The organism is Nonomuraea rhodomycinica (genome assembly GCF_013363995.1).
Taxonomy (GTDB): Bacteria; Actinomycetota; Actinomycetes; order Streptosporangiales; family Streptosporangiaceae; genus Nonomuraea; species Nonomuraea rhodomycinica.
Map to the genome: position 1 here is coordinate 50,741 of NZ_JABWGO010000005.1, position 21,342 is coordinate 72,082.

At 71.5% G+C, this 21,342-nt stretch carries 16 protein-coding genes; 6 read left to right on the plus strand and 10 right to left on the minus strand.

Features of this window, described 5'->3' with window-relative positions:
* Positions 1-113: 113 nt before the first annotated feature.
* Together HT134_RS21810 and HT134_RS21815 are read right to left on the minus strand one after the other, a co-directional pair.
* On the minus strand, positions 114-1,106 hold the full coding sequence (locus tag HT134_RS21810; protein ID WP_175602310.1) for a LacI family DNA-binding transcriptional regulator: 993 nt from the start codon (positions 1,104-1,106) through the stop codon (positions 114-116).
* Between the two features lie 344 nt (positions 1,107-1,450).
* Positions 1,451-2,551, minus strand: coding sequence for a hypothetical protein (locus HT134_RS21815; RefSeq protein ID WP_175602311.1), 1,101 nt, complete (start codon positions 2,549-2,551; stop codon positions 1,451-1,453).
* A 280-nt stretch (positions 2,552-2,831) separates the two neighbouring features.
* Here HT134_RS21815 and HT134_RS21820 point away from each other — a divergent pair, with 280 nt between their 5' ends.
* The 3 genes from HT134_RS21820 to HT134_RS21830 all read left to right on the plus strand — a co-directional run bounded on the left by HT134_RS21820 (position 2,832) and on the right by HT134_RS21830 (position 6,701).
* Entirely contained in the window at positions 2,832-3,995 is a 1,164-nt protein-coding gene (locus tag HT134_RS21820) for a thiolase family protein (RefSeq protein ID WP_175602667.1), read from the plus strand.
* Entirely contained in the window at positions 3,992-6,085 is a 2,094-nt protein-coding gene (locus HT134_RS21825; RefSeq protein ID WP_175602312.1) for a 3-hydroxyacyl-CoA dehydrogenase NAD-binding domain-containing protein, read from the plus strand. The genes HT134_RS21820 and HT134_RS21825 overlap by 4 nt, the downstream gene beginning before the upstream one ends.
* Positions 6,086-6,326: 241 nt before the next feature.
* On the plus strand, positions 6,327-6,701 hold the full coding sequence (locus HT134_RS21830; protein ID WP_175602313.1) for an SSI family serine proteinase inhibitor: 375 nt from the start codon (positions 6,327-6,329) through the stop codon (positions 6,699-6,701).
* 52 nt (positions 6,702-6,753) lie between these two features.
* Here the strand turns inward: HT134_RS21830 and HT134_RS21835 are convergent, their stop codons facing one another.
* Both HT134_RS21835 and dxs read right to left on the minus strand, forming a co-directional pair.
* A complete protein-coding gene (locus HT134_RS21835; RefSeq protein WP_312888314.1) occupies positions 6,754-8,217 on the minus strand; it encodes an amino acid permease in 1,464 nt (487 codons plus the stop codon).
* A gap of 64 nt (positions 8,218-8,281) precedes the next feature.
* Positions 8,282-10,162 (minus strand): 1-deoxy-D-xylulose-5-phosphate synthase, encoded by a 1,881-nt coding sequence (gene dxs / locus HT134_RS21840; protein WP_175602669.1) that lies wholly within the window; start codon positions 10,160-10,162, stop codon positions 8,282-8,284.
* A gap of 147 nt (positions 10,163-10,309) precedes the next feature.
* Here dxs and HT134_RS21845 point away from each other — a divergent pair, with 147 nt between their 5' ends.
* Positions 10,310-11,158 carry a neutral zinc metallopeptidase gene (locus tag HT134_RS21845; protein WP_175602314.1) on the plus strand — a complete coding sequence of 283 codons (849 nt, stop codon included), beginning with the start codon at positions 10,310-10,312 and terminating at the stop codon, positions 11,156-11,158.
* A 148-nt stretch (positions 11,159-11,306) separates the two neighbouring features.
* Positions 11,307-12,113, plus strand: coding sequence for a neutral zinc metallopeptidase (locus HT134_RS21850; RefSeq protein ID WP_175602315.1), 807 nt, complete (start codon positions 11,307-11,309; stop codon positions 12,111-12,113).
* Positions 12,114-12,144: 31 nt separating this feature from the next.
* On the opposite strand, the gene HT134_RS21855 is transcribed toward HT134_RS21850, so the two are convergent.
* From HT134_RS21855 to HT134_RS21870, 4 genes are all read right to left on the minus strand, one after another.
* Positions 12,145-13,407 carry an ROK family transcriptional regulator gene (locus tag HT134_RS21855; protein ID WP_175602316.1) on the minus strand — a complete coding sequence of 421 codons (1,263 nt, stop codon included), beginning with the start codon at positions 13,405-13,407 and terminating at the stop codon, positions 12,145-12,147.
* A 35-nt stretch (positions 13,408-13,442) separates the two neighbouring features.
* Complete coding sequence (locus HT134_RS21860; protein WP_175602317.1) at positions 13,443-14,705, minus strand: sugar ABC transporter permease; 1,263 nt, start codon at positions 14,703-14,705, stop codon at positions 13,443-13,445.
* Complete coding sequence (locus HT134_RS21865; RefSeq protein ID WP_175602318.1) at positions 14,702-15,466, minus strand: ATP-binding cassette domain-containing protein; 765 nt, start codon at positions 15,464-15,466, stop codon at positions 14,702-14,704. Before HT134_RS21865 ends, HT134_RS21860 begins: the two co-directional genes overlap by 4 nt.
* A gap of 61 nt (positions 15,467-15,527) precedes the next feature.
* Entirely contained in the window at positions 15,528-16,637 is a 1,110-nt protein-coding gene (locus HT134_RS21870; protein WP_175602319.1) for a sugar ABC transporter substrate-binding protein, read from the minus strand.
* A 300-nt stretch (positions 16,638-16,937) separates the two neighbouring features.
* On the opposite strand from HT134_RS21870, the gene HT134_RS21875 reads away from it, so the two are divergent.
* On the plus strand, positions 16,938-17,732 hold the full coding sequence (locus HT134_RS21875; RefSeq protein ID WP_217708198.1) for a MarR family winged helix-turn-helix transcriptional regulator: 795 nt from the start codon (positions 16,938-16,940) through the stop codon (positions 17,730-17,732).
* A 10-nt stretch (positions 17,733-17,742) separates the two neighbouring features.
* Here HT134_RS21875 and HT134_RS21880 read toward each other — a convergent pair whose 3' ends face one another.
* Together HT134_RS21880 and HT134_RS21885 are read right to left on the minus strand one after the other, a co-directional pair.
* Complete coding sequence (locus tag HT134_RS21880) at positions 17,743-19,101, minus strand: WD40 repeat domain-containing protein (RefSeq protein ID WP_175602321.1); 1,359 nt, start codon at positions 19,099-19,101, stop codon at positions 17,743-17,745.
* A 284-nt stretch (positions 19,102-19,385) separates the two neighbouring features.
* Positions 19,386-21,320, minus strand: coding sequence for a CBM35 domain-containing protein (locus HT134_RS21885; RefSeq protein ID WP_175602322.1), 1,935 nt, complete (start codon positions 21,318-21,320; stop codon positions 19,386-19,388).
* Positions 21,321-21,342 lie beyond the last annotated feature (22 nt).

The window sequence follows — 21,342 nt, forward strand, 5'->3', positions numbered from 1 at the left end:
TGGTCCCGCGCCATCGGACGCCGAGTCACCAGAGGCGCCCCGGCACGGTCGCAGCGGGGCGCCACCCGGGCGAGGACGAGTTCCAGCGCACCAGGATGCGACGTCCGGCGGCGTCACCGGACGTCCCGGACGCTCTCCCGCAGGACCACCTCGCCCTGGACGTGGTCCACGGTCGGCGTCTCCCCCGCGGCCAGCGCCAGCTCCAGCGCGCGGGAGCCCATGTCGGCCAGCGGCAGCCGCACGGTCGTCAGCGCCGGGACGTGGTCGCGCAGCGTGGCGATGTCGTCGAAGCCCGCCACGGAGACGTCGTCCGGCACGCGCACCCCCCGGTCGCGGTAGGAGGCGAGCGCCCCGACGGCCATCACGTCGTTGACGGCGAACACGCAGGTCGCGTCGCCCGTCTCGGCGGCCGCCGCGTAGCCGCCGTCGCGGTCGAACGGGCCGTGGACGACGCGCGGCTCGGGCAGCCCGAGCTCCTCGACGGCGGCGACGAACCCGGCGCACCGGTCGCGGGCGGTCATCAGGTGCGGCGGCCCGGCAAGGACGGCGAAGCGGGTGTGGCCGAGCCCGGCCAGCGAGCGGGCCAGGGCGGCGCCGCCCTCGTAGTTGGCGGGCGCCACGGTGTCGACCCCGAGCAGGTCCTGGCCGACGCAGGCCACCCGGCCGCCGCTGGCGCGGTAGCGGTCCAGCTCGCGGCGGAGCCGGCCGGTCACCTCGGGGTCGCTGACGCGGGAGCCGGCCAGGAGGACGGCCCGTACGCGCTGGGCGTTCATGGTGGCGACGTAGGCGATCTCCTGCTCGGGGTCGCGGTGCGTCGTGCCGACCATGACGAGCAGGCCCTCGCCGGCCGCGGCGCGCATGGCGCCGTCGGCGAGGGCGGCGAAGTAGGGGTCGGTCAGGTCGTGGACGACGATGCCGATGACGTTGCTGGCGCCCCTGGCCAGGGTCTGGGCGGCCATGTTGGCCCGGTAGCCCAGCTCGTCGGCGGCTCGCTCGACCCGCGCCCGCAGGTCGGCGCCCACCTGGCGGGTGCTGCCGTTCAGCACCCGCGAGGCGGTCGCGAGCGAGACACCCGCCTGCCTGGCGACGTCCTCCAGTGTGACCACGACGAGACCTCCCCGGAAAGCGGTTGCCCAGTCTTGCAGACCGGTCCCCGGGTCCGCATCCTTACATGCCCGGCCCCGTAAGGCCAGATCGGGACCCTACAGCCCCCGGCGGCCCCGGATCCTACCCTCCCGGCCGGTCGACCGGCAGGCCGATCCCCTCCACGGGCCGGACTCCCTCTCCGCGCCCCGACCCTCCACAGCCATCCTCTTCACGGGCCGGCCCTCTCCGTGAACCGGTCGGCGCGACAGGCCGGTCGGCGCGACAGGCCGGTCGGCGCGACAGGCCGGTCGGCGCGACAGGCCGGTCGGCGCGACAGGCCGGTCGGCTCAGCGGGACGGCGGTGTCAGGCCCACGGGAAGAGGATGTCGAATATCCCCTTCTGGGTCTCCGACGGGGCCGGGGCGGGCGCCTGGGTGGTGGCGGGCGCCTGGGTCGTCGCCTCGCCGGTCGGCTGCTGGCGCGGCTGTTCGGAGGTCTTCGTGCGCACCTCGTCGTCGCGCGTCGTGTCGCCGTCGTCGACGGTCGTCGGCTGCCGGGTGGCCCTGGTGGTGGCGCGGGTCGTCGGCTGGCTCACGCGGGTGCGCGTGACGCGCGGCTCGGGCGTGCGCGTGACGCGGACCTTCACCGCGGTCGGCGTGGGGGCGGCGGTGCGGGACGTGGTCCGCTCGGGCGTCGGGGAGCCCTCGGGCTCCTCCGTGGCCTCGCCGGTCTCCTCGGACTCGGGGGTGGCCGTCTCGGCGGGCGGCGCGCTGACGCGGCCGGCGCTGGCGCAGCGCTCCGTCGCGCAGGGGTCGTCGGAGGAGGTGCCGGTCAGCATCCATCCGGCGCCCGCGCCGAGCACGACGACGGCGGCCGCGGCGGCCACCAGCACCTTGGTACGGCGGCGCACCTCCTTGTCCCCGGCGCCGGCGTCCCCGCTCGTGTCGGTCCAGCCGGAGCCCAGGAACCCGCGCCGCGAGTCGCCGCCCTCCTCGCCGTGAGCCCCCTCGTAGCCCTGGTCGAGGGGAAGGTAGTCGGGGTCGTCGTGGTCGTCCGCGTCGCGGACGCGGTGCGCGCCGCTGTCGGCCTCGGTGTAGCGGTGGGCGCCGCTCTCGGCGTCCGCGTACCGGTGGGCGCCGCTGTCGGCGTCCGCGTACCGGTGGGCGCCGCTCTCGGCGTCCGCGTAGCGGTCGTCGGCGTGCTGGAGGTCGGCGTACGTGGCCGCCGTCCCCTCCTGCGGGGCGTACACGGACGCGGGATCCTGGGAGGTGAACGCGGACGGACCCTCCTGCCCGCCGGGCGAGGACGTGCCGTCCTGCGACGCGTACGCGGCGGAGGCGTCCTGGGAGGCTTCCGACGGCATGATGTACGTCTCGTTGCCCGAGACCACGATGGCGGGCTGCTCATCCGTGTCGTCGGTGCTCCACCGAGGTGACAGCACGTCGCCGGTCAGCTCCGGGTTCATCGGCCGTGCCTGACCGTCCTCGTACGACCTATCGTTCTCGTCGCGCGACACTCTGTGACCTCTCTAGTGCATAACTGTGCGCGACCTTTCCTAACAGACTCGACCCGCCTTTGTCCGGAAATTTCACAGCATGCTCGTAGATTGTTCTCAACCTCATAGGCACCAGGAGTTTCACGGCTCTCGCCCGCCCGCGTCCACGTCCTAGTTACCGACGAGTAGCATAGGCGCGACAGCAGTCCAGCAACGAGGAGCGAACCCCGTGCCTTCCTCTCGTGACGTCGTGTTCGTCGACGGCGTGCGCACCCCCTTCGGCCGGTCGGGGCCGAAGGGGCTGTACGCGGAGACCCGCGCCGACGACCTGGTCGTCCGCGTCATCCGCGAGCTCATGCGGCGCAACCCCGCCCTGCCGCCGGAACGCGTGGACGAGGTCGCGATCGCCGCGACCACCCAGATCGGCGACCAGGGCCTGACCATCGGCCGTTCGGCGGCGGTGCTGGCCGGGCTGCCGAAGTCCGTGCCGGGCTACGCGATCGACCGCATGTGCGCGGGCGCGATGACCGCCGTCACCACGGTCGCGGGCGGCATCGCGTTCGGCGCGTACGACGTGGCCATCGCGGGCGGCGTCGAGCACATGGGCCGCCACCCGATGGGCGAGGGCGTCGACCCCAACCCGCGCTTCCTGTCGGAGAAGCTCGTCGACCCGAGCGCGCTGGTCATGGGCATGACGGCTGAGAACCTGCACGACCGCTACCCGGCGATCAGCAAGCAGCGCGCCGACGCGTACGCGGTGCTGTCGCAGGAGAAGGTGGCCAAGGCGTACGCGGACGGCAAGATCCAGCCCGACCTGGTGCCGACCGCGATCAGGACGGCCGAGAAGGGCTGGGGCCTGGCGGTGGAGGACGAGGCGCCGCGCCCCGGCACCACCCTGGAGGGCCTGGCCGGACTGAAGACGCCGTTCCGGCCGCACGGGCATGTGACGGCGGGCAACTCCTCCGGCATCAACGACGGCGCCACCGGCTGTCTCGTGGCGGCCCGCGACGTCGCCGAGGAGCTGGGGCTGACGGCCAAGATGCGGCTGGTGTCGTACGCGTTCGCCGGTGTGGACCCCGAGGTCATGGGCGTCGGACCGATCCCGTCCACGGAGCGGGCGCTGCGGCTGGCCGGGCTGTCGATCTCCGACATCGGGCTGTTCGAGATCAACGAGGCGTTCGCGGTGCAGGTGCTCGCGTTCCTGGAGCACTTCGGCATCGCCGACGACGACCCCCGGGTCAACCCGTACGGCGGCGCGATCGCCTTCGGCCACCCGCTGGCCTCCTCGGGCGTGCGGCTGATGACGCAGCTCGCCCGCCAGTTCGCCGAGCGTCCCGACGTGCGCTACGGCATCACCACCATGTGCGTCGGCATGGGCATGGGCGGCACCGTGATCTGGGAGAACCTGGCATGACGAACATCGACACCTGGCGCGCCCTGCTGAGCGAGCGCAGCACCGACGAGGTGGTCACCAAGGCGCTGGTGCGCGACGTCGAGCTGCCGTACGGCGCCGGCACGATGGCGCTCATCACGCTGGACAACGGCTTCGACCACACCAGGCCCAACACGTTCGGCCCGCACGGCCTGTTCGCCCTCAACGGCGCGCTGTCGGAGATCGCCGCCCGCAACGACCTGGTGGCGGTGGGCGTGACGGGCAAGCCGTTCATCTTCGCCGTCGGCGCCGACCTCAAGGGCGCCGCCTCGGTGGCCTCGCGGGAAGAGGCGCACGCGATCGGCGCGCTCGGCCACCACGTGTTCCGGCGGCTGGGCGAGCTGGGGATCCCGTCGTTCGCGTTCGTCAACGGCGCGGCCATGGGCGGCGGCCTGGAGATCGCGCTGCACTGCGCGTACCGGACGATCTCCTCGGGCGTCCCGGCGGTCGCGCTGCCGGAGTGCTTCCTCGGCCTGGTGCCGGGCTGGGGCGGCACGCAGCTCCTGCCGCGCCTGGTCGGCCCGGCCAACGCGATCAAGCTGATCATCGAGAACCCGCTGTCGCAGAACCGCATGATCAAGGGCGCGCAGGCGTACGAGCTGGGCGTCGCGGACGCCATGTTCGAGCCCGCCGACTTCCTGGAGGAGTCGCTGCGCTGGGCGGCCCGGGTCGTCAAGGGCGAGGTCACGGTGGAGCGGCCCGCGCGGGACGGCGACGACTGGGACAAGGCGGTCGCCGACGCCCGCTTCCTCGTGGACATGAAGCTGCGCGGCGCCTCCCCCGCGCCGTACCGGGCGCTGGACCTGGTGGCGCTGGCCCGCACGGCCTCGCGCGACGAGGGCTTCGCCGCCGAGGACGACGCGCTGGCCGACCTGCTGATGGGCGACGAGCTGCGGGCCGGCCTGTACGCCTTCGACCTGGTGCAGCGGCGGGCCAAGCGGCCGGCGGGCGCCCCCGACAAGGCGCTGGCCCGCAAGGTGACCAAGGTCGGCGTGGTGGGCGCGGGGCTGATGGCCTCGCAGATGGCGCTGCTGTTCGCCCGCCGCCTGGAGGTCCCGGTCGTGCTGACCGACCTCGACCAGGCCCGGCTGGACAAGGGCGTCGGCTACGTCCACGCCGAGGTGGACAAGCTGCTGGCCAAGGGCCGGGTCTCGGCCGACCAGGCCAACCGGCTCAAGGCGCTGGTGACCGGGTCGCTGACCAAGGACGCGTTCGCGGACGCCGACTTCGTCATCGAGGCGGTCTTCGAGGACATGGCGGTCAAGAAGAAGGTGTTCGCCGAGGTCGAGGCCGTGGTGCCGGCCGAGTGCGTGCTGGCCACCAACACCTCGTCGCTGTCGCTGACCGAGATGGGCTCCGGCCTGGCGCACCCGGAGCGGCTGGTCGGCTTCCACTTCTTCAACCCCGTCGCGGTGATGCCGCTGCTGGAGATCGTCCGGGGCGCGTCGACCGACGACGCGACGCTGGCCACCGCGTTCGCCGTCGGCAAGGCGCTGAAGAAGTCGTCGGTGCTGGTGAAGGACGCCCCGGCGTTCGTGGTCAACCGGCTGCTGACCCGGTTCATGGGCGAGGTCATCGCGGCCGTGGACGAGGGCACGCCGCTGGAGGTGGCCGAGCACGCGCTGGACGACCTCGGGCTGCCGATGACGCCGTTCGCGCTGGTGCAGCTCGTCGGGCCGGCCGTCGGGCTGCACGTCGCCGAGACGCTGCACGCGGCCTTCCCCGAGCGGTTCGGCGTCTCGGAGGGCATGGCGAAGCTGGTCGCCTCGGGCAAGCCCGGCGTGTACGCACCGGACTTCTCGCTCGACGCGGAGGCCGTGGCGCTCTTCACGGGCGGCGACGCGCCGTCCACCGCCGAGGAGGTGCGGCGGCGGGTGCTGGAGGCGCTGGCCGAGGAGATCCGGATCATGCTGGACGAGGGCGTCGTGGCGGCCCCGCAGGACATCGACCTGTGCATGATCCTGGGCGCGGGCTGGCCGTTCCACCTGGGCGGCGTCACGCCGCTGCTGGACCGGGCCGGGTTCGCCCGGCCCCGCTTCCTGCCGCCGGGCGTGGCCTCCGTGCCCGCCTGACCTCGCGCGCCGCGCGAAGGCACGAAGGGGACCCGCGGGCGCGGGTCCCCTTTCTGCGTCCTTTGCCGCTCCTCTGCCGGCCGGCCCCATCACATGGTCGAATCGGGGACGATCCATGGCCGCCGCCGTCGGGGCCGCCGGGTACGACTCGAGTGCACGGACGGCACACCAGCCCCACCGGTCACACAGTTCACGATCGTCGCGATCCGGGCGGGCCGTGCCATCGACGGAGAGGACAGGCATGAGATCGCTCAAGGTAACCGCGCTGTGCGGGGCCTTCCTGATGGCGGCCGCCCTGCCGGCCATGGCGGCGCACTCGCGGGCGTCCCTGCGGATCACGGTGACGCAGCCCGGCCACGCGCCGACGACGTACGAGCTGGAATGCGACCCGGACGGCGGCGACCACCCGAACCCCGAGGTGGCCTGCGACCGGCTGCGCGCGGTCGAGGGACGGCTGTCGGCGCTGCGCCGCTCCAGCAGCGCCTGCCCGCTGACCTCCGAGCCGTACAAGGTGTCGGTGGAGGGCAACTGGCGCGGGCGCAACGTCGCCCTGCACTCGACGTTCGCGAACCGGTGCCGGGCCAAGGCGGCGGGCGACGGGGTGTTCGCCTTCTGAGGGACGCGGCGACCCGGGGCGTGGGGCCGGCAGCACCGGCCCCGCGCCCTTGCTAGCGGGTCTGCCGCGCCGCGACGCGGCTGTGGCGGTAGCCGTAGGTGAAGTACAGCAGCCCGCCGATGACCATCCAGATGACGAACCGCAGCCACGTCTCGACCGGCAGGTTGAGCATGAGGTAGAGGCAGGCCAGCACCGACAGGATCGGCAGCACCGGCACCAGCGGCGTGCGGAACGCCCGCGGCAGGTCGGGCCGGGTGCGCCGCAGGATGATCACGCCGGCCGACACCACCACGAACGCGAACAGCGTGCCGATGTTGACCAGCTCGGCCAGCGCCCCGAGCGAGATGAAGCCGGACAGCAGCGCCGAGACGATGCCGATGATGACGGTGAGCCGGGCCGGGGTGCCGAAGCGCGGGTGGACCTTGGCGAGCGGGCGCGGCAGCAGCCCGTCGCGGCACATGGCGAACAGCACCCGGGTCTGCCCCAGCATGAGGATCATGACCACGGTGGTGAGCCCGGCGATCGCCCCGATGCTGATCAGGCCGGCCGCCCACTTCTGGCCGACCGCGGTGAAGGCGTCGGCGAGCGGCGCCGAGGTGCTGAGCGTCTTGTAGTTCTGCATGCCGACGACGACCACCGACACCGCCACGTACAGGACCGTGCAGATGGCCAGCGAGCCGATGATGCCGCGCGGCATGTCGCGCTGCGGGTTGATGGTCTCCTCCGCGGCGGTGGCGACGATGTCGAAGCCGATGAAGGCGAAGAACACGACCGCCGCGGCCGAGAAGATGCCGATCACGCCGAACGCCACGGGCGTGATGCCGAACAGCACCTGGATGAGCGGCGCCTTGAGCCCGGCGACCTGCTCGGTGGACTGGGCCGGCGGGATGAACGGCGAGTAGTTCTCCGCCTTGATGAAGAACAGCCCCGCCACGATGACCAGGAGGATCACCGCGACCTTGATCGCCACGATGACCTGGTTGACCCGCGAGGAGAGCTTGATGCCCGCCACCAGGATCGCGGTCAGGAGGAGCACCACGATCATGGCCGGCAGGTTGACCACCGGGTTGTCGCCGGCGATCGACGCCGGCAGTTGCAGGCCGATCGAGGACATCAGCGACGCGAAGTACCCCGACCAGCCGACCGCGACCACCGCGGCCGCCAGCGCCATCTCCAGCATGAGGTCCCAGCCGATGATCCAGGCCGGCAGCTCGCCGAGGGTGGCGAAGGAGAACGTGTACGCCGAGCCCGCCACCGGGATCGTGGAGGCGAACTCCGCGTAGCACAGCGCCGCCAGGCCGCAGACGATCGCGGAGACGACGAAGGAGAAGGCCACGGCCGGTCCGGCCGTCTGCTTGGCCACCTGTCCGGTCAGCACGAAGATGCCGGTGCCGACGATCACGCCGATGCCGAAGACGGTCAGGTCGACGGCCGTCAGGCGCTTGCGCAGCCGATGCTCCGGTGCCTCCGTGTCGCTGATGGACTGCTCAACGGATTTCGTGCGAAGGATGTCCACGAGTGTGACCTTGCCCACACGCAGGGACATCATGCTTTCCCGATGGAACGAGGCGCGGGCGCGCTCAGTTGCGGGCGGAGGGGCTCCTGACCTGCTGGTCGCGGCGGGCGACCGCCTCGGTGATCTGGCGGGCGAGGTCCTGCCCGGTGAGGCCGATCCGGCCGAGGATCGCGGCCCGCTTGGCGTGCTCCAGGAACTCCTGCGGGATGCCGAACGTGCGGACCGGCACGTCCACGTCGGCGTCGCGCAGCAGCCGGGCCACCGCGTCGCCGACGCCGCCGACGCGGCCGTTGTCCTCGACGACCGCGACCATGCGGTGGGCGCGGGCCGCCAGCACCAGGGCCTCGTCGAGCGGCTTGACCCAGCGCGGGTCGACGACGGTGGCCGAGATGCCCTGGGCGTCGAGCAGGACCGCGGCGTCCAGGCACGCCCGGGCCATCGGGCCGACGGCGACGATGAGCACGTCGGCGTCGCCGGCGCGCAGCACGTCCATCTCGCCGAGCTTGCCGGCCGCCTCGACCGGCTCGGCCACCGGGCCCTTGGGGAAGCGGACGACCGTGGGGCCGTCGGTGACGGACACGGCCTCCTCCAGCAGCTCGGCCAGGCGCTCGCCGTCGCGCGGCACGGCGATGCGCAGGCCGGGCACGACCTGGAGGATCGACAGGTCCCACATGCCGTTGTGGCTGGCGCCGTCGTCGCCGGTGACGCCCGCCCGGTCGAGCACCACGGTGACGGGCAGCCGGTGCAGGGCGACGTCCATGAGGAGCTGGTCGAAGGCGCGGTTGAGGAAGGTGGCGTAGACGGCCACGACCGGGTGCAGCCCGCCGAGCGCCAGCCCGGCCGCGCTGGTCAGGGCGTGCTGCTCGGCGATGCCGACGTCGTAGGTGCGCGCGGGGAAGGCGTCGCGGAAGGCGGCCAGGCCGGTCGGGTGGAGCATGGCGGCGGTGATCGCGACGATGTCCTCGCGGTCCTTGCCGAGCCGGACCAGCTCCTCGCTGAAGGCGTCGGTCCAGATGCGGCCCTTGGGCTTCTCGGCGCCGGTGACCCGGTCGAAGGCGCCGGGCGAGTGGAACTGGTCCTCGTCGTGGTTCTCGGCCGGGGAGTAGCCGCGGCCCTTCTGGGTGAGGGCGTGGACGATGACCGGGCCGCGGAAGTCGCGGGCGGTGCGCAGGGCGGCCTCCATGGCCTGCTCGTCGTGGCCGTCGATGGGGCCGACGTACTTCAGGCCGAGGTCCTCGAACATCACCTGCGGGGCGAGGATGTCCTTGACACCCTTCTTGAAGCCGTGCAGGGCGTCGTACAGGACCGGGACGTTGCCGATCTTCTCCTTGACGTACTCCAGGAAGTCCTCGTAGCGGCGGGTGACCCGCAGCTTGGCCAGGTGGGAGGCGAGGCCGCCGATGGTCGGCGAGTAGGAGCGGCCGTTGTCGTTGACGACGATGACGACCGGCAGGTCCCGGACCGCGGCGATGTTGTTGAGCGCCTCCCAGGCCATGCCGCCGGTCAGCGCCCCGTCGCCGATGACGGCGACGGCGGTGCGGTCGCGCTCGCCGCGCAGCTTGAACGCCTTGCCCAGGCCGTCGGCGTAGGACAGCGCGGTCGAGGCGTGGGAGTTCTCCACGAAGTCGTGCTCGGACTCGGCCTGGCTCGGGTAGCCGGACAGGCCGCCCTCCTGCTTCAGCGCGCCGAAACCGGCCTGACGGCCGGTCAGGAGTTTGTGGACGTACGCCTGGTGGCCGGTGTCCCAGATGATCGGGTCGCGCGGGGAGTCGAAGACCCGGTGCAGGGCGATGGTGAGCTCCACCACGCCGAGGTTGGGCCCGAGGTGCCCGCCGAAGCGGGAGCAGGAGTCGACGAGCAGGTCGCGGATCTCGTTCGCCAGCCTCGGCAGCTCCTCGACATCGAGCCGTTTGACGTCGTGCGGTCCCTCAACCGAGCCCAGCAACCCGCTCACGGATGCGATCCCCTCTGCTTCTTGGCACCAGTGGCTTGAAGTCTAGTTCGTGGACGTCCCGCTGACTCCATCGAGTCAAATCCACACGCATTTGTCCGATCTTGACCTAGTCTTGCCTACACTATGAACACTCTCCCCATGCGGAAACTGACGACTGTCCTGGCCACCGGCGTTCTCGTCTCGCTGGTGGGCGTGGGCACGGCGTCAGCTCAGACCGAGCCCGTCGCTTCCTCCGGACAGCAGGCCCAGGCCCCCGCCCAGGCGGCCCAGACGCTCGCCGCGCCGCCGCGCGGCCGGACGGCCGCCACGGCCAACCCGCTGTACAGGACGGGCACGCTCGCCGACTCCCACTGTTCTCCCGGCGGCCTGCCCAAGGGCAGCACCGCCGCGTACAAGCGTTTTCTGACCCGTGTGACGAACTGCCTGAACGCCTCGTGGTCCACCCAGTTCCGCAAGGCGAAGCTGCCGTTCAGCAAGCCGCGCCTGCGCATCATCACCCGCAAGCTGCGCACGCCGTGCGGCCCGTGGAGCCCGGGTGCCGACGGCATCTACTGCTCCACCGACCGCACCATGTACATGCTGGTGACCAAGACGCAGCTGCGTGACCCGTTCGCGCTGGGCATCACCCGCCTGATGGCGCACGAGTACGGGCACCACGTGCAGAACATCTCCGGCATCTGGAGCTACTACTGGCCGGCCCGCGCCCGCGCCTCCAAGGCGGGCCAGCTGCAGCTGTCGCGCCGTTCCGAGCTGCAGGCCGAGTGCTTCTCCTCCGTCTTCATGCGCACGATCGAGGACACCCTCCCGATCGACCCCGCGCAGTGGGACTACACGGTCGACTGGTTCCGCAAGAACGGCGCCAAGGCCTGGCCGCAGAACGACCACGGCAAGGGCTCCTCGCAGGCGTACTGGATGAACCGCGGCTACGGCTCGGCCTCCCCGGGCTCCTGCAACACCTGGGCCGCCTCGGCCCGCGCGGTCGCCTAGCCGGCACCGCACCATCGGCGCGGTCGTGTCCCTCGGGGACGCGGCCGCGCCGTGCTTTTCGCGACGGGCGCTCACTGTGGGGCCGCTTTCTCCGCGTTTCCCCAGACAGCCCACCAAATCGCCACCAACTGGTCTAGTATCCGCGATCGTGCGTATTCCCCTTGTCGCAGCGTCGGTCTGCGTGATCGCGGGCCTCGGCCTGCCCGGTACGGCCGGCGCGCAGACCGCGGCGGGCGCCCCCACGGCACAGACGGCGTCCCTCCCCCACGCGGCCGCGGCGCCCCCCGCCGTCCTCGCCGAGAACCGGATCTACCGCTCCGGCACCGCCTCCCCGCTGTCCTGCCCCATCCCGGAGATCCGCGAGGGCAGCGCCGCCTCGCTCAAGACCTTCCACCGGGCCATGGCCCGCTGCGCCGACCGCTTCTGGGCCACCCGGTTCAGGGCCGCCGGCCTGACGTACACCTCGCCCAAGGTGACGATCACGACGGGCAGCTCCTCGGTCTGCGGCAAGATCACCAGCAACGGCGCCCAGTACTGCCCCACCCAGCGCACGGTCGCCATCCGCATCATGAAGCGGGACCTCACCGACCCGTTCCGGATGAACATCGCCCACTCCGTCGCCCACGAGTGGGGCCACCACGTCCAGCAGCTCACCGGCATGCTGGACGAGCAGAACCGCCTCTACTGGCGGGCCCGCGGCAGCGCCCGCTCCATCGTCAGCCACCGGCTGGAGATGCAGGCCGAGTGCTTCGCCGGCGTCTTCTACAGCGTCGCGCTCGACTCCATCGACCCCGGCATCACCTGGGACCAGTGGATCGGCGCCGTCCGCGAGGCCGAGGAGAGCAAGGTGCACGGCAAGCCGCGCAACCTCGCCTACTGGCAGAACCGCGGCTACACCAGCGGCTCGGCCGGCTCCTGCAACACCTGGAAGGCTTCACTAGCCCGCGTCTCCTGACCGCCTCCTCCTGTTCGTGCCGGGGAGGTCCTCAGCCGGTGACGCGGGCCAGGACCTCCAGCGGATCCGCCAGGACGTGGGCGAAGGCCAGCTCGGCCGCCCCCACCAGCGTCGCGTCGTCGGCCAGGGCCGAGGTGCGCAGCCGCAGCCGCTCGCGCTGCGGGCCCATCGCGTTCGTCGCGAGCCGGCTGCGCACCTGGGCCGCCGACCCCAGGTACACCTCGCGCAGCATGCCCCCGAAGATCACCATCTCGGGGTTGAAGATGTTGACCAGGTTGGCCACGCCCAGGCCGAGCCAGCCGCCCACGCGCTTGAGCGCCTCCTGCGCCACGATGTCCCCCCGGTCGGCCGCGTCCACCACGGCCCGCACCGCGTCCCGCCCCTGACGCCCCGCACCGTCCACCGCGACCCGGTCCCCGTCGAACGCCGCCGCACCACCGTCACCGCGCGCCGCCACCCGACCCGCGGCCTCCAGGAGGGCGCGCTCCCCCACCTCGGCCTCCAGGCAGCCCCGCGAGCCGCACCCGCACGGCTGCCCGCCCGGGTTGACCACCATGTGGCCGACCTCGCCGCCGTAGCCGTCGTGGCCGCCGAGCAGGTGGCCGCCGGTGATGATGCCGCCCCCGATGCCCACGTCGCCGTGCAGGTAGATGAGGTCGCGCACCCCGACGGCCACGCCCCTGCTGTGCTCGGCCAGCGCCGCCAGGTTGGCGTCGTTGCCCACGCTCACCGGCAGCCCCAGGCCCAGCCGGCGGCCCAGCTCCTCGCCGAACGGCACCGCCTCGGCCCCCAGGTTCGGCCCGAACATGATCACGCCGTCGGCCTTGCGCACGCCGCCGGAGACCGCCGCGGCGGCGCCGACGCACACCGTGTCGGCGCGCGTCTTGCGCCGCATCTGCCGGGCGAACCCGGCGAGGGTCCCGGCCAGCTCGTCCAGGTCGAACGGCCCGCGCCGGCGCGCCGTCTCCCGGCGGTCGAGGATCGCCCCGCCCAGCCCGACCCGGGCCGCCGCCAGCCGGTCGGGGCCCACGTCGAAGGCGAACACGTACACCCGCGACGACTCGGGCCGCACCACCAGCGACGGACGGCCGGCCCGCCCGGTCTCGCGCGGCAGCTCCTCCCGCACCAGCCCCGCGGCGGTGAGGTCGGAGGTCAGCGCCATGATGGTGCTGCGGTTGAGCCCCATCTTCGCGGTCAGCTCGGCCCGCGAGATCGGCCCCCCGAGGTGGACATGGCGAAGCAGCGCGCCGAGGTTGTGGCGCCTGATGTCCTCCTGCGAGGGGCCGGCACGCATCGTCTGAGCATCCTTGAACGACGGGAAGTCGCTGATCACCTTAGACCAGCGGCGGCCGCGCGCTTGCGGGCCAGGGCGTCGACCCCCGCCGCGAGCAGCAGGACGAAGCCGGTGACCAGATATTTGACGCTCGCACCGTACTGCATGAGGGCCATGCCGTTGTCGATGACCGCGATGACGGCGCCGCCGAGCACGGCGTCGAGCACCCGCCCCTTGCCGCCGAACAGGCTCGTCCCGCCGATCACCGCCGCGCCCACCGCGTACAGCAGCACGGAGCTGCCGCCCGTGTTCGGGTCGACCGAGCTGGCCCGGGAGGCGGCGATGATGCCGCCGACGGCCGCCATCGAGGAGCAGATGACGAACGCGCTCACCCGGATCCGGTCGACCGCGATGCCCGCCCGGCGCGCCGCCTCGGCGTTGCCGCCGACCGCGTACACGTGCCGGCCGAACGCGGTGCGCCGCAGCACGAACGTCCACAGCACCAGCAGCGCCAGGATGACCGGCACGACGATCGGCACGCCCTTGAGCGAGGCGAACGCCGGGTTGAAGCTGCGCTCCAGGTTGAGCACGTACACCGCCGCGCCCGCGAGGACCGCCAGAGCACCCACCCGCGCGGCGATGAGCGACAGCGGGTCGGCCACCAGGCCGCGCGCGGCCCGCTTGCGCGCCCGCACCACCTGCAGCCCCGCATAGGCGAGCACGCTGACCGCGTAGAGCGCCCAGCCGAGGGCCGGCGGCAGGTTGCGCTGCGCGACGGCCTTGATGACGGGGTCGTTGATGGAGATGTTGGTGCCCTCGTTCACCAGGACCAGCACGAGGCCCTGGAAGGCGAGGAACGCGGCCAGCGTCACCACGAACGACGGGATGCCGACCTTGGCGACGATGGCGCCGAGCACGGTGCCGATGACCGCGCCGGCGACGATCGCGGCGAGCACCCCGACGTACCAGGGCAGCCCCATGTTGGTGAGGGTGACCGCGAGGACGGCCGCGCAGACGCCGCTGGTGAAGCCCGCCGACAGGTCGATCTCGCCGATGAGCAGCACGAACACCAGGCCCATGGCGATCACGGTGACCGCCGCGCCCTGGGTGAAGAGGTTGGCGAAGTTGATGCCGGTGAGGAAGGCGGGCCGCGCCAGCGCGAACGCCGTGCACAGCACCACCAGCCCGAGGACGGCGGGCAGCGCGCCCATGTCACCGGCGCGCACCCGCTCGGTGTAGGCGCGGGCGCTGTGGCCGATCGAGGGCGAGCGCACGGCCGTCGCGACCGCCTCACCGGGGAGTTCCTTGACCTTGCTCATGCGACAGCCCCGTTCTTGAGGCCGAGGTCTCCGCTCCGGCCGGAAGTGATCAGTTCGACGACCTGGGCGTGCGTCACGTCGGCGGTTCTGACCTGGGCGGCCATCCTGCCGAGGTAGAGCGCCGCGATCCGGTCGGAGACGGCGAAGACGTCGTTCATGTTGTGCGAGATGAGCACGACGGCCAGGCCGTTGTCGGCCAGGCGGCGCACCAGCTCCAGCACCTGCGCGGTCTGGGCGACGCCGAGGGCGGCGGTCGGCTCGTCGAGGATGACGACCTTGCTGTCCCACAGCACGGCCTTGGCGATGGCGACGGTCTGGCGCTGGCCGCCGGACAGGCTGGAGACCTGCTGGCGGATGGACTTGACCGTGCGGACGGACAGGCTGTTCAGGGTCTGCTCGGCGAGCTCCTCCATGGTGTCCTCGTCCAGGACCAGGCCCCGGCGGCGTTCCCGGCCGAGGAACATGTTCTGGACGATGTCCAGGTTGTCGCAGAGCGCGAGGTCCTGGTAGACGATCTCGATGCCGAGCTCGCCCGCGTCGCGCGGGCCGTTCACCTGGACGGGACGGCCGTCGAACAGCAGCTCGCCGTTGTCGATGGGGTGGATGCCGCCGATGCACTTGACCAGCGTCGACTTGCCGGCGCCGTTGTCGCCGACGAGGGCGGTCACCTCGCCGGCGTGGGCGGAGAACGTCACGTCGTGCAGGACTTTCACGGGGCCGAAGCTCTTGTCGATCCCGCGCGCCTCGAGCAGGGGGGTCATGGGTCTCCCTCGGGGAGGGGCGCGGCCGGGCGTCTGCCGGCCGCGCCCCGGATGAGCTTCGTTACTGGATTCCTGCCTCGGTGCACTTGGCGGCGAAGTCGCCCGTGCACAGCTCCTCCTTGGTGACGTAGCCGTCGGCGACCACGTCCTTCACGGAGTCGAACGTGATGGCCACCGGCTCCATCAGCTCGGACGGGACGTCCTTGCCGGACTCGGGGTCCTTGACGCTGCCGCTCGCCGTGGGCTTCTCGCCCTTGGCCAGCGCGACCGCGAGCTTGGCGGCGGCGTCGGCCTCCTTCTTGACCGCCTTGTAGACCGTCATGCACTGGTCGCCCGCGAGGATGTTCTGCAGACCCTGCACGGTGGCGTCCTGGCCGGTGACCGGCACCTTGCCGTTGAGCTTGTTCTTCTTCAGCACGGTGATGGCGGCGTTGCCGAGGCCGTCGTTGGCGGCGAGCACGCCGGCGATCTTGGGCTGCGTGGTGAGCATCTGCTCGAAGAGCGTCCCGGCCTGGGTGTTGTCCCAGTCGGGCACGGACTGCTCGGGGCCCTTGACGTACTCGCCGGAGTCGAACTTGGGCTTGAGCACGCCGTCGTAGCCGGCCTTGAACAGGGTGGCGTTGTTGTCGGTCGGCGAGCCGTTGAGGTAGGCCACGATCGGCTTGTCGGCCTTCTTGTCGGTCAGGCACTTGGCCAGGCCCTCGCCCTGGAGCTGGCCGACCTTCGTGTTGTCGAAGCTGACGTAGTAGGCGGCGCCCCCGCCCAGGGTGAGCCGGTCGTAGTCGATGGTGACCACGCCCTGCGAGCGGGCCTTGTCGATCACGGTTTTGCCGGTGCCGCTGTCCAGGTTGACGATCATCAGCACGGTGGCGCCGTTGGTCATCATCTGGTCGGCGATGGTCTGGAAGGCGGTCTTGTCGTTCTGGGCGTTCTGGATGTCGTACTGCACCCCGGCGGCCTTGAACGCCTCCTCCAGGTACTTGCGGTCCGCCGTCTCCCAGCGGGCAGAGGACTTGCTGTCGGGCAGGATGACGCCGATCTTGCCGGCGGTCTTCTGCGAACTGGATGCCGAGGCGCCGGTCGTGCTCTGACCGCCGTCGCCCCCGCAGGCGGTGAGACCGAGGGCGAGCGCGGCGGCCGCGGCGGTCAGGCTGAGGATCCCCTTGCGCATGTGCAGGGTCCTTTCTTCCGGAGGGGCCCGGATGAATGTTGTTTGCGGCAACGTATTCCGCCTCCGTCCCCTTGGGAAGACCCCCCGGCGGGCCAGTTTGTTGTTCCCGGTAACAATCCAGAAACGTCACCTCAACCCGGCCGCCCCGGCGACCGGTCGTCGGCCGGTACAGAAAATCCGGGAGGCGGTGTCGGATCGGAGCCGTGCTCTTCGTCGACAGGGTGAGAGGCGCCTACGATGGCGCGATCACGACCACAGGAGATGCCGACGATGTCGCACCCGCGGGCCAAGATCCACCGTATGTACGAGCTTGCCGAGCCGATCGGGACCATCACCTTCTCCGAGGTGCCGAACGAGGCGTTCATGGCTCTCGGCATGCGCACCTACTGGGACGGATACTTCGCGGGCCGGGCCGCGCCGCTGGGACTGGCGCCGGCCGAGGTGGTGCACGCGGTCTTCTACAACTTCGCCGACGGCGAGGTGGCCCGCCACATCCCCTGGGTCTGGGGCAGAACCACCCCGCAGGAGGCGATCGCCGTGCGCGAGCAGGGCAGCGCCGCCGCTCTGCGGCAGATGCTCGGAGAGCTCGCGGACTCCCCCGGCCTGGTGCGGGTCGCCGACCTCGCCACCCGAGCAGCGGTCAGCGCGCCGACCGAGGGGCGACCGCTGTACGCCGGGCTCCGGGCGCTCGACGTGCCCGAGGAGCCGGTGGCCAAGCTCTGGCACGCGGCGACGCTCCTGCGCGAACACCGCGGGGACGGCCACAACGCCGTCCTGGTCACCCATGGCATCGGCGGGACGGAGGCCCATGTCCTCGTCGCCCTCTCCCTCGGGATGAGAGCGGAGGAGTTCGGCCGGATCCACCACCTGCCCAAGGCGCGGCTGGCCGCGGTCGTCGACGGGCTGCGCGGGCGCGGTCTCGTGAACGACGACGGCGGGTTCACCGACGCGGGCCGCCGGCTCAAGGAGCGGATCGAGGACCTCACCGACGAGCTGGCGGCACCGGCGTACGACGTGCTCGGCGCCGACGAACTCGACGAGCTGATCGCGGGGCTCGAACCGATCGCCGCCGCACTGCAATCCGCGGACGACTGAGCAGCGGGGCCTAGCCTTGAGATTCAGCTCGTGGGCTCAGGCTCGGCGCCCAGTCGATCGAGCACGCCGCCAAGGTGTCCTTCCCCAAGCGGCCGCCGCCGTAGCCGGTCCAATCGACATCGCCGGCGTACCGGGTCCACTCCTCACGAGTGATCTTCAGGCTGTCGGGAGCATTGCAGGCGACGGCCACGGGATCCTCCAGCATCTCCGGCAGATCCCCCAGGTCCCACATCGTCACTCCGCGGTCCGGACTGGCCGTCAGCGCCACCTTTCCATCGGCGCTGACAGCGATATGGCCGACTTCCCGGGAGTAATCCTTCAAGGAGGAGACGTTCGCCGGCCGGGACGGGGTGGACAGATCCCAGAGCGGCGCACTGCCGCCGTCTCCAGCGAAAAGCGCGATCTTCCTGGAGTCGGAGAGAGCGATGCCGTTGAGATCCTGGTTGGGCATGGCCAGGGTGGCGGTGTGAATGGGCTTGGCAGGGTCGGCCAGTGACCATACGTCCGCCCGTTGCGAGCTCCCGACGAGGATGTCACGTCCGTCCGCGGCGAGGGACATCGGCTCTGCGGTGTTGACGGGCAGATCCAGGCTGCTGAGTCGGATCGGGCCGCCCGGGGGGCTGAGGTCCCAGACGGTCACGTCTCGATCCCCTGCCAGGATCGCGGCACGACGGGCGCCGGCGTCAAGGGAGATGCTCCTGATGCGGTCGGTCGGGAGCCGAACGTGGGAGCGCCTGACCGGTCTCGTTCTCACGCTGAGATCCCAGACGGAGAAATCGCCGTCGAGGTCACCGAAGCATGCCGTGCGGCCGTCACGTGACAGGGCCAGCGCCGCCATGCCGCGATCGCCCTCGCCGTTGACGGTGCCTGAGCGGGTGGGCCGGGCGAGATCGGTCAAGTCCCACAGCACCGCGGTGCCGTCGTCTTGGCCGGTCAACGCGGTCCGGCCGTCGGAGGAGAGTGCGACCAGGTCCGCATCCTCCTGGCCGCCTTTCAATCGGGCCCGCTCTTCGGCTTGGCCTTCCGAGTCCTCGCCGAGGACTTCGCTCAGATCCCAGACACCGATCCCGTCCGCGTCCTTGATGAGCGCCACGTGGCCGTCCTGGCTCAACGCCACACTGCCCGCGCCTCTTGCATCGATGGTGGGGAGATCCTCGCGTCGCAGCACCAGGAGGCTCTCCAGCAGGGCCTGGCGGCTTACGGCGTCCGCGTCGATCTGGACCGCGGCCACGCCGAGCTTGAGGGATGTGGACGGGTCCACATCCCTCAGTTCGCTCGCCTGGAGGGCGAGCGAGCGAGCCAGCAGGATCGACTCGTGCCGCGACGCTTCCCGCTGTACGTAGACCAGCGACGCGCCGATCGTGGCCACGACACCCAGGACCACCAGACAGATGAGGATGAGGCGTTTCGCGCTAGGAAAGCGCATTCGTTTTCCGGCGTTCCTCGCGCGTAGCACGTGAGCATGCTATCGAGATGGACACAGCATGATCGCGAGCTTGGCGATGAAGAGCCCGCCCCGGTCATCGGTGGCCGGGCGCACTGCGGCTCCGCGGCCACCGCAGCGCGGGCAGCATCGCGGCGAAGACCATGTCGGCCCACTCGATGCCCTGGCCCGCCGATACAGGCCAGGACATCAGCCCGGCGAGCCGAGCGTCAGCCGATGGAGACCGTCGAGCTGCGCCCCTGCGCCACGGGTACGAGGGCGACCGTGCAGGCGGCTCCGTCGATCATCCGCGTCGCGCCGGGGACGCGGACGCCGTCGATCGACAGCCACCGGTGCCTGCCGGTGAAGCGGGCCTCCCACACCTGCGTGCCGCCCGTGTCGTTGGTGAAGGTCGAGGAGGTGTGCCCGTCGTGCCGGACGGAGATCGTCCCCTCGCCGACGGGGACGCCCCTCACGGCGAGCCAGCCGATATCGGAGGGCAGCCGCGACTGGGTGGCCACGGTGTGCCGCGAGGCGTCGGGCTGGATGCCCATCAGCCCCTCGACCGTCTGGCTGACCAGTGTGAACGACACCTCCGGATAGTCGCCGTTGAGCCCTTGGCGTCCGCTGACGTGTGCCGCGTTGCGCTGGTCGTAGACGTAGCGCATCCACTTCCAGGCGGTGTCGTTGCGGTTGTGGCGGAAGAACGTGTCAGGAAGGTAGGTGTAGGCCTCGATGTTCGCCGGCCGCTGCGGTCCCTCGGCCTGCCGGTCGATGAAGTCGAGATAGTCGTCGTTCCTGCGCCCCGGCTCGATGATGCCCTTCATCGGCATGAACCAGCTGTTCTCCTTGCCCCAGCCGGTGAGCGGTCTGCCGTCGGTGGTGTAGGCGCGCACGACCTGCCCGCTGCCCGCCTTGACGCTCCAGATCTCGTTGAAGTACTTCCTCAATGCCTTGGCCTTGGCGGCATAGTCGCCCGACAGCCCCGTCTCGCCCCTGGCGGAGGCGAGCCGTGACGCCGCCAGCAGAGCCTGGTACTGGGCGCCGATGCCGTCGCCGGCCTCGACGAGCGGCTCGCCGTCCTCGTTGTAGCTGGCCGCCCCGGCGAAGATGCCGCGGCCGGTGCCTTCGGCCACGCCGTTCGGCGCCGCGTCGTCGTGCAGCGTGACGAACTCGCCGACCGCGTGCCGGTAGTAGTCCCAGAGCACCGGATCCTCGACGTAGGACCGGTCTCCGGTCCACCGGAACGCCTGGTCGGCCTTCTCCACCAGTTCGAAGGTGGCCGGGACCTCGCGGACGAAGTTCGTGGGCGAGCGGTAGTCGATGGACAGGTTGGTGACGGCGTCGAAGTTCAGCGCCCACACCGGGTAGAACGTGTGCTCCGCGGTCGCGGTGGCGGCGAAGGAGCGCAACATGGTCTTGTTCTCCTCGGCCAGGCCGAGGATGTGCGCTCCGGCCAGTTGGTGGGCGAAGTCGCGGGAGTAGTAGCCGCTGCGGTGGGCGTACCCGGCCCAGTAGGTGCCGGCGTAGGGCGCCTCCCCCGTCCCGGCGGGTTGGCGCTCATCGACGTTGAGCGGTCCCGTCACTCCGGCCTGGTGCACCCAGCTCCTCGCCTTGTCCGCAGCCCAGTCGAACATCGCGGTCACGGACGGGTCGGAGGAGGTGACGGCGGGACGGGCGCTCGATCCTGGGGAGACCATGACGTCGTCGGCGTTGACCCAGCCGGTGCCGTCGCCGGACCGGAAGACGATCCGCAGCACCTGGCCGGCGCTCAGCTCCACGTCCGAGAGCGTGAAGCGCGCGTACGTGGAGCCGGTCGGCAGCGCGATCGTCCGGACCGTGCTGCCGTCCACCTGCGCGGAGAAGGAGCCGCCCGGTCCACCGGTGGAGATCCACGCCGAGATGGAGTACCGGCCGGCCGAGGGGGCGGTGACGTCCTGGCTGACGCTCTTGTCGGCGCCGTCGTCCAGATAGACGAGCCTGGTGCCGCCGTGCGGCCGGTTGGTGGCCACACCGGTGCCGCGGGTGAACGTCCATCCCGTGGTCTCCTGCTCGAACCCCGGATTGACCACCGCCAGGGGGCCGCCGGAGGGGGTGGTGGCGTGCGCGGGGTCGACGAGCGCGGCGGACAGGAGAACAGCCAGGGCTAAGAGGCTTGTCTTCATGGGAACTCCCGATCACAGGATG

Bases quoted from the DNA above. Each gene is read 5' to 3' on its own strand.
- HT134_RS21830 (WP_175602313.1), top strand. From the start codon at position 6,327: ATGAGATCGCTCAAGGTAACCGCGCTGTGCGGGGCCTTCCTGATGGCG.
- HT134_RS21815 (WP_175602311.1), bottom strand. From the start codon at position 2,551: ATGAACCCGGAGCTGACCGGCGACGTGCTGTCACCTCGGTGGAGCACC.
- HT134_RS21825 (WP_175602312.1), top strand. From the start codon at position 3,992: ATGACGAACATCGACACCTGGCGCGCCCTGCTGAGCGAGCGCAGCACC.
- HT134_RS21855 (WP_175602316.1), bottom strand. From the start codon at position 13,407: ATGCGTGCCGGCCCCTCGCAGGAGGACATCAGGCGCCACAACCTCGGC.
- HT134_RS21845 (WP_175602314.1), top strand. From the start codon at position 10,310: ATGCGGAAACTGACGACTGTCCTGGCCACCGGCGTTCTCGTCTCGCTG.
- HT134_RS21885 (WP_175602322.1), bottom strand. From the start codon at position 21,320: ATGAAGACAAGCCTCTTAGCCCTGGCTGTTCTCCTGTCCGCCGCGCTC.
- HT134_RS21870 (WP_175602319.1), bottom strand. From the start codon at position 16,637: ATGCGCAAGGGGATCCTCAGCCTGACCGCCGCGGCCGCCGCGCTCGCC.
- HT134_RS21875 (WP_217708198.1), top strand. From the start codon at position 16,938: ATGTACGAGCTTGCCGAGCCGATCGGGACCATCACCTTCTCCGAGGTG.
- HT134_RS21865 (WP_175602318.1), bottom strand. From the start codon at position 15,466: ATGACCCCCCTGCTCGAGGCGCGCGGGATCGACAAGAGCTTCGGCCCC.
- HT134_RS21860 (WP_175602317.1), bottom strand. From the start codon at position 14,705: ATGAGCAAGGTCAAGGAACTCCCCGGTGAGGCGGTCGCGACGGCCGTG.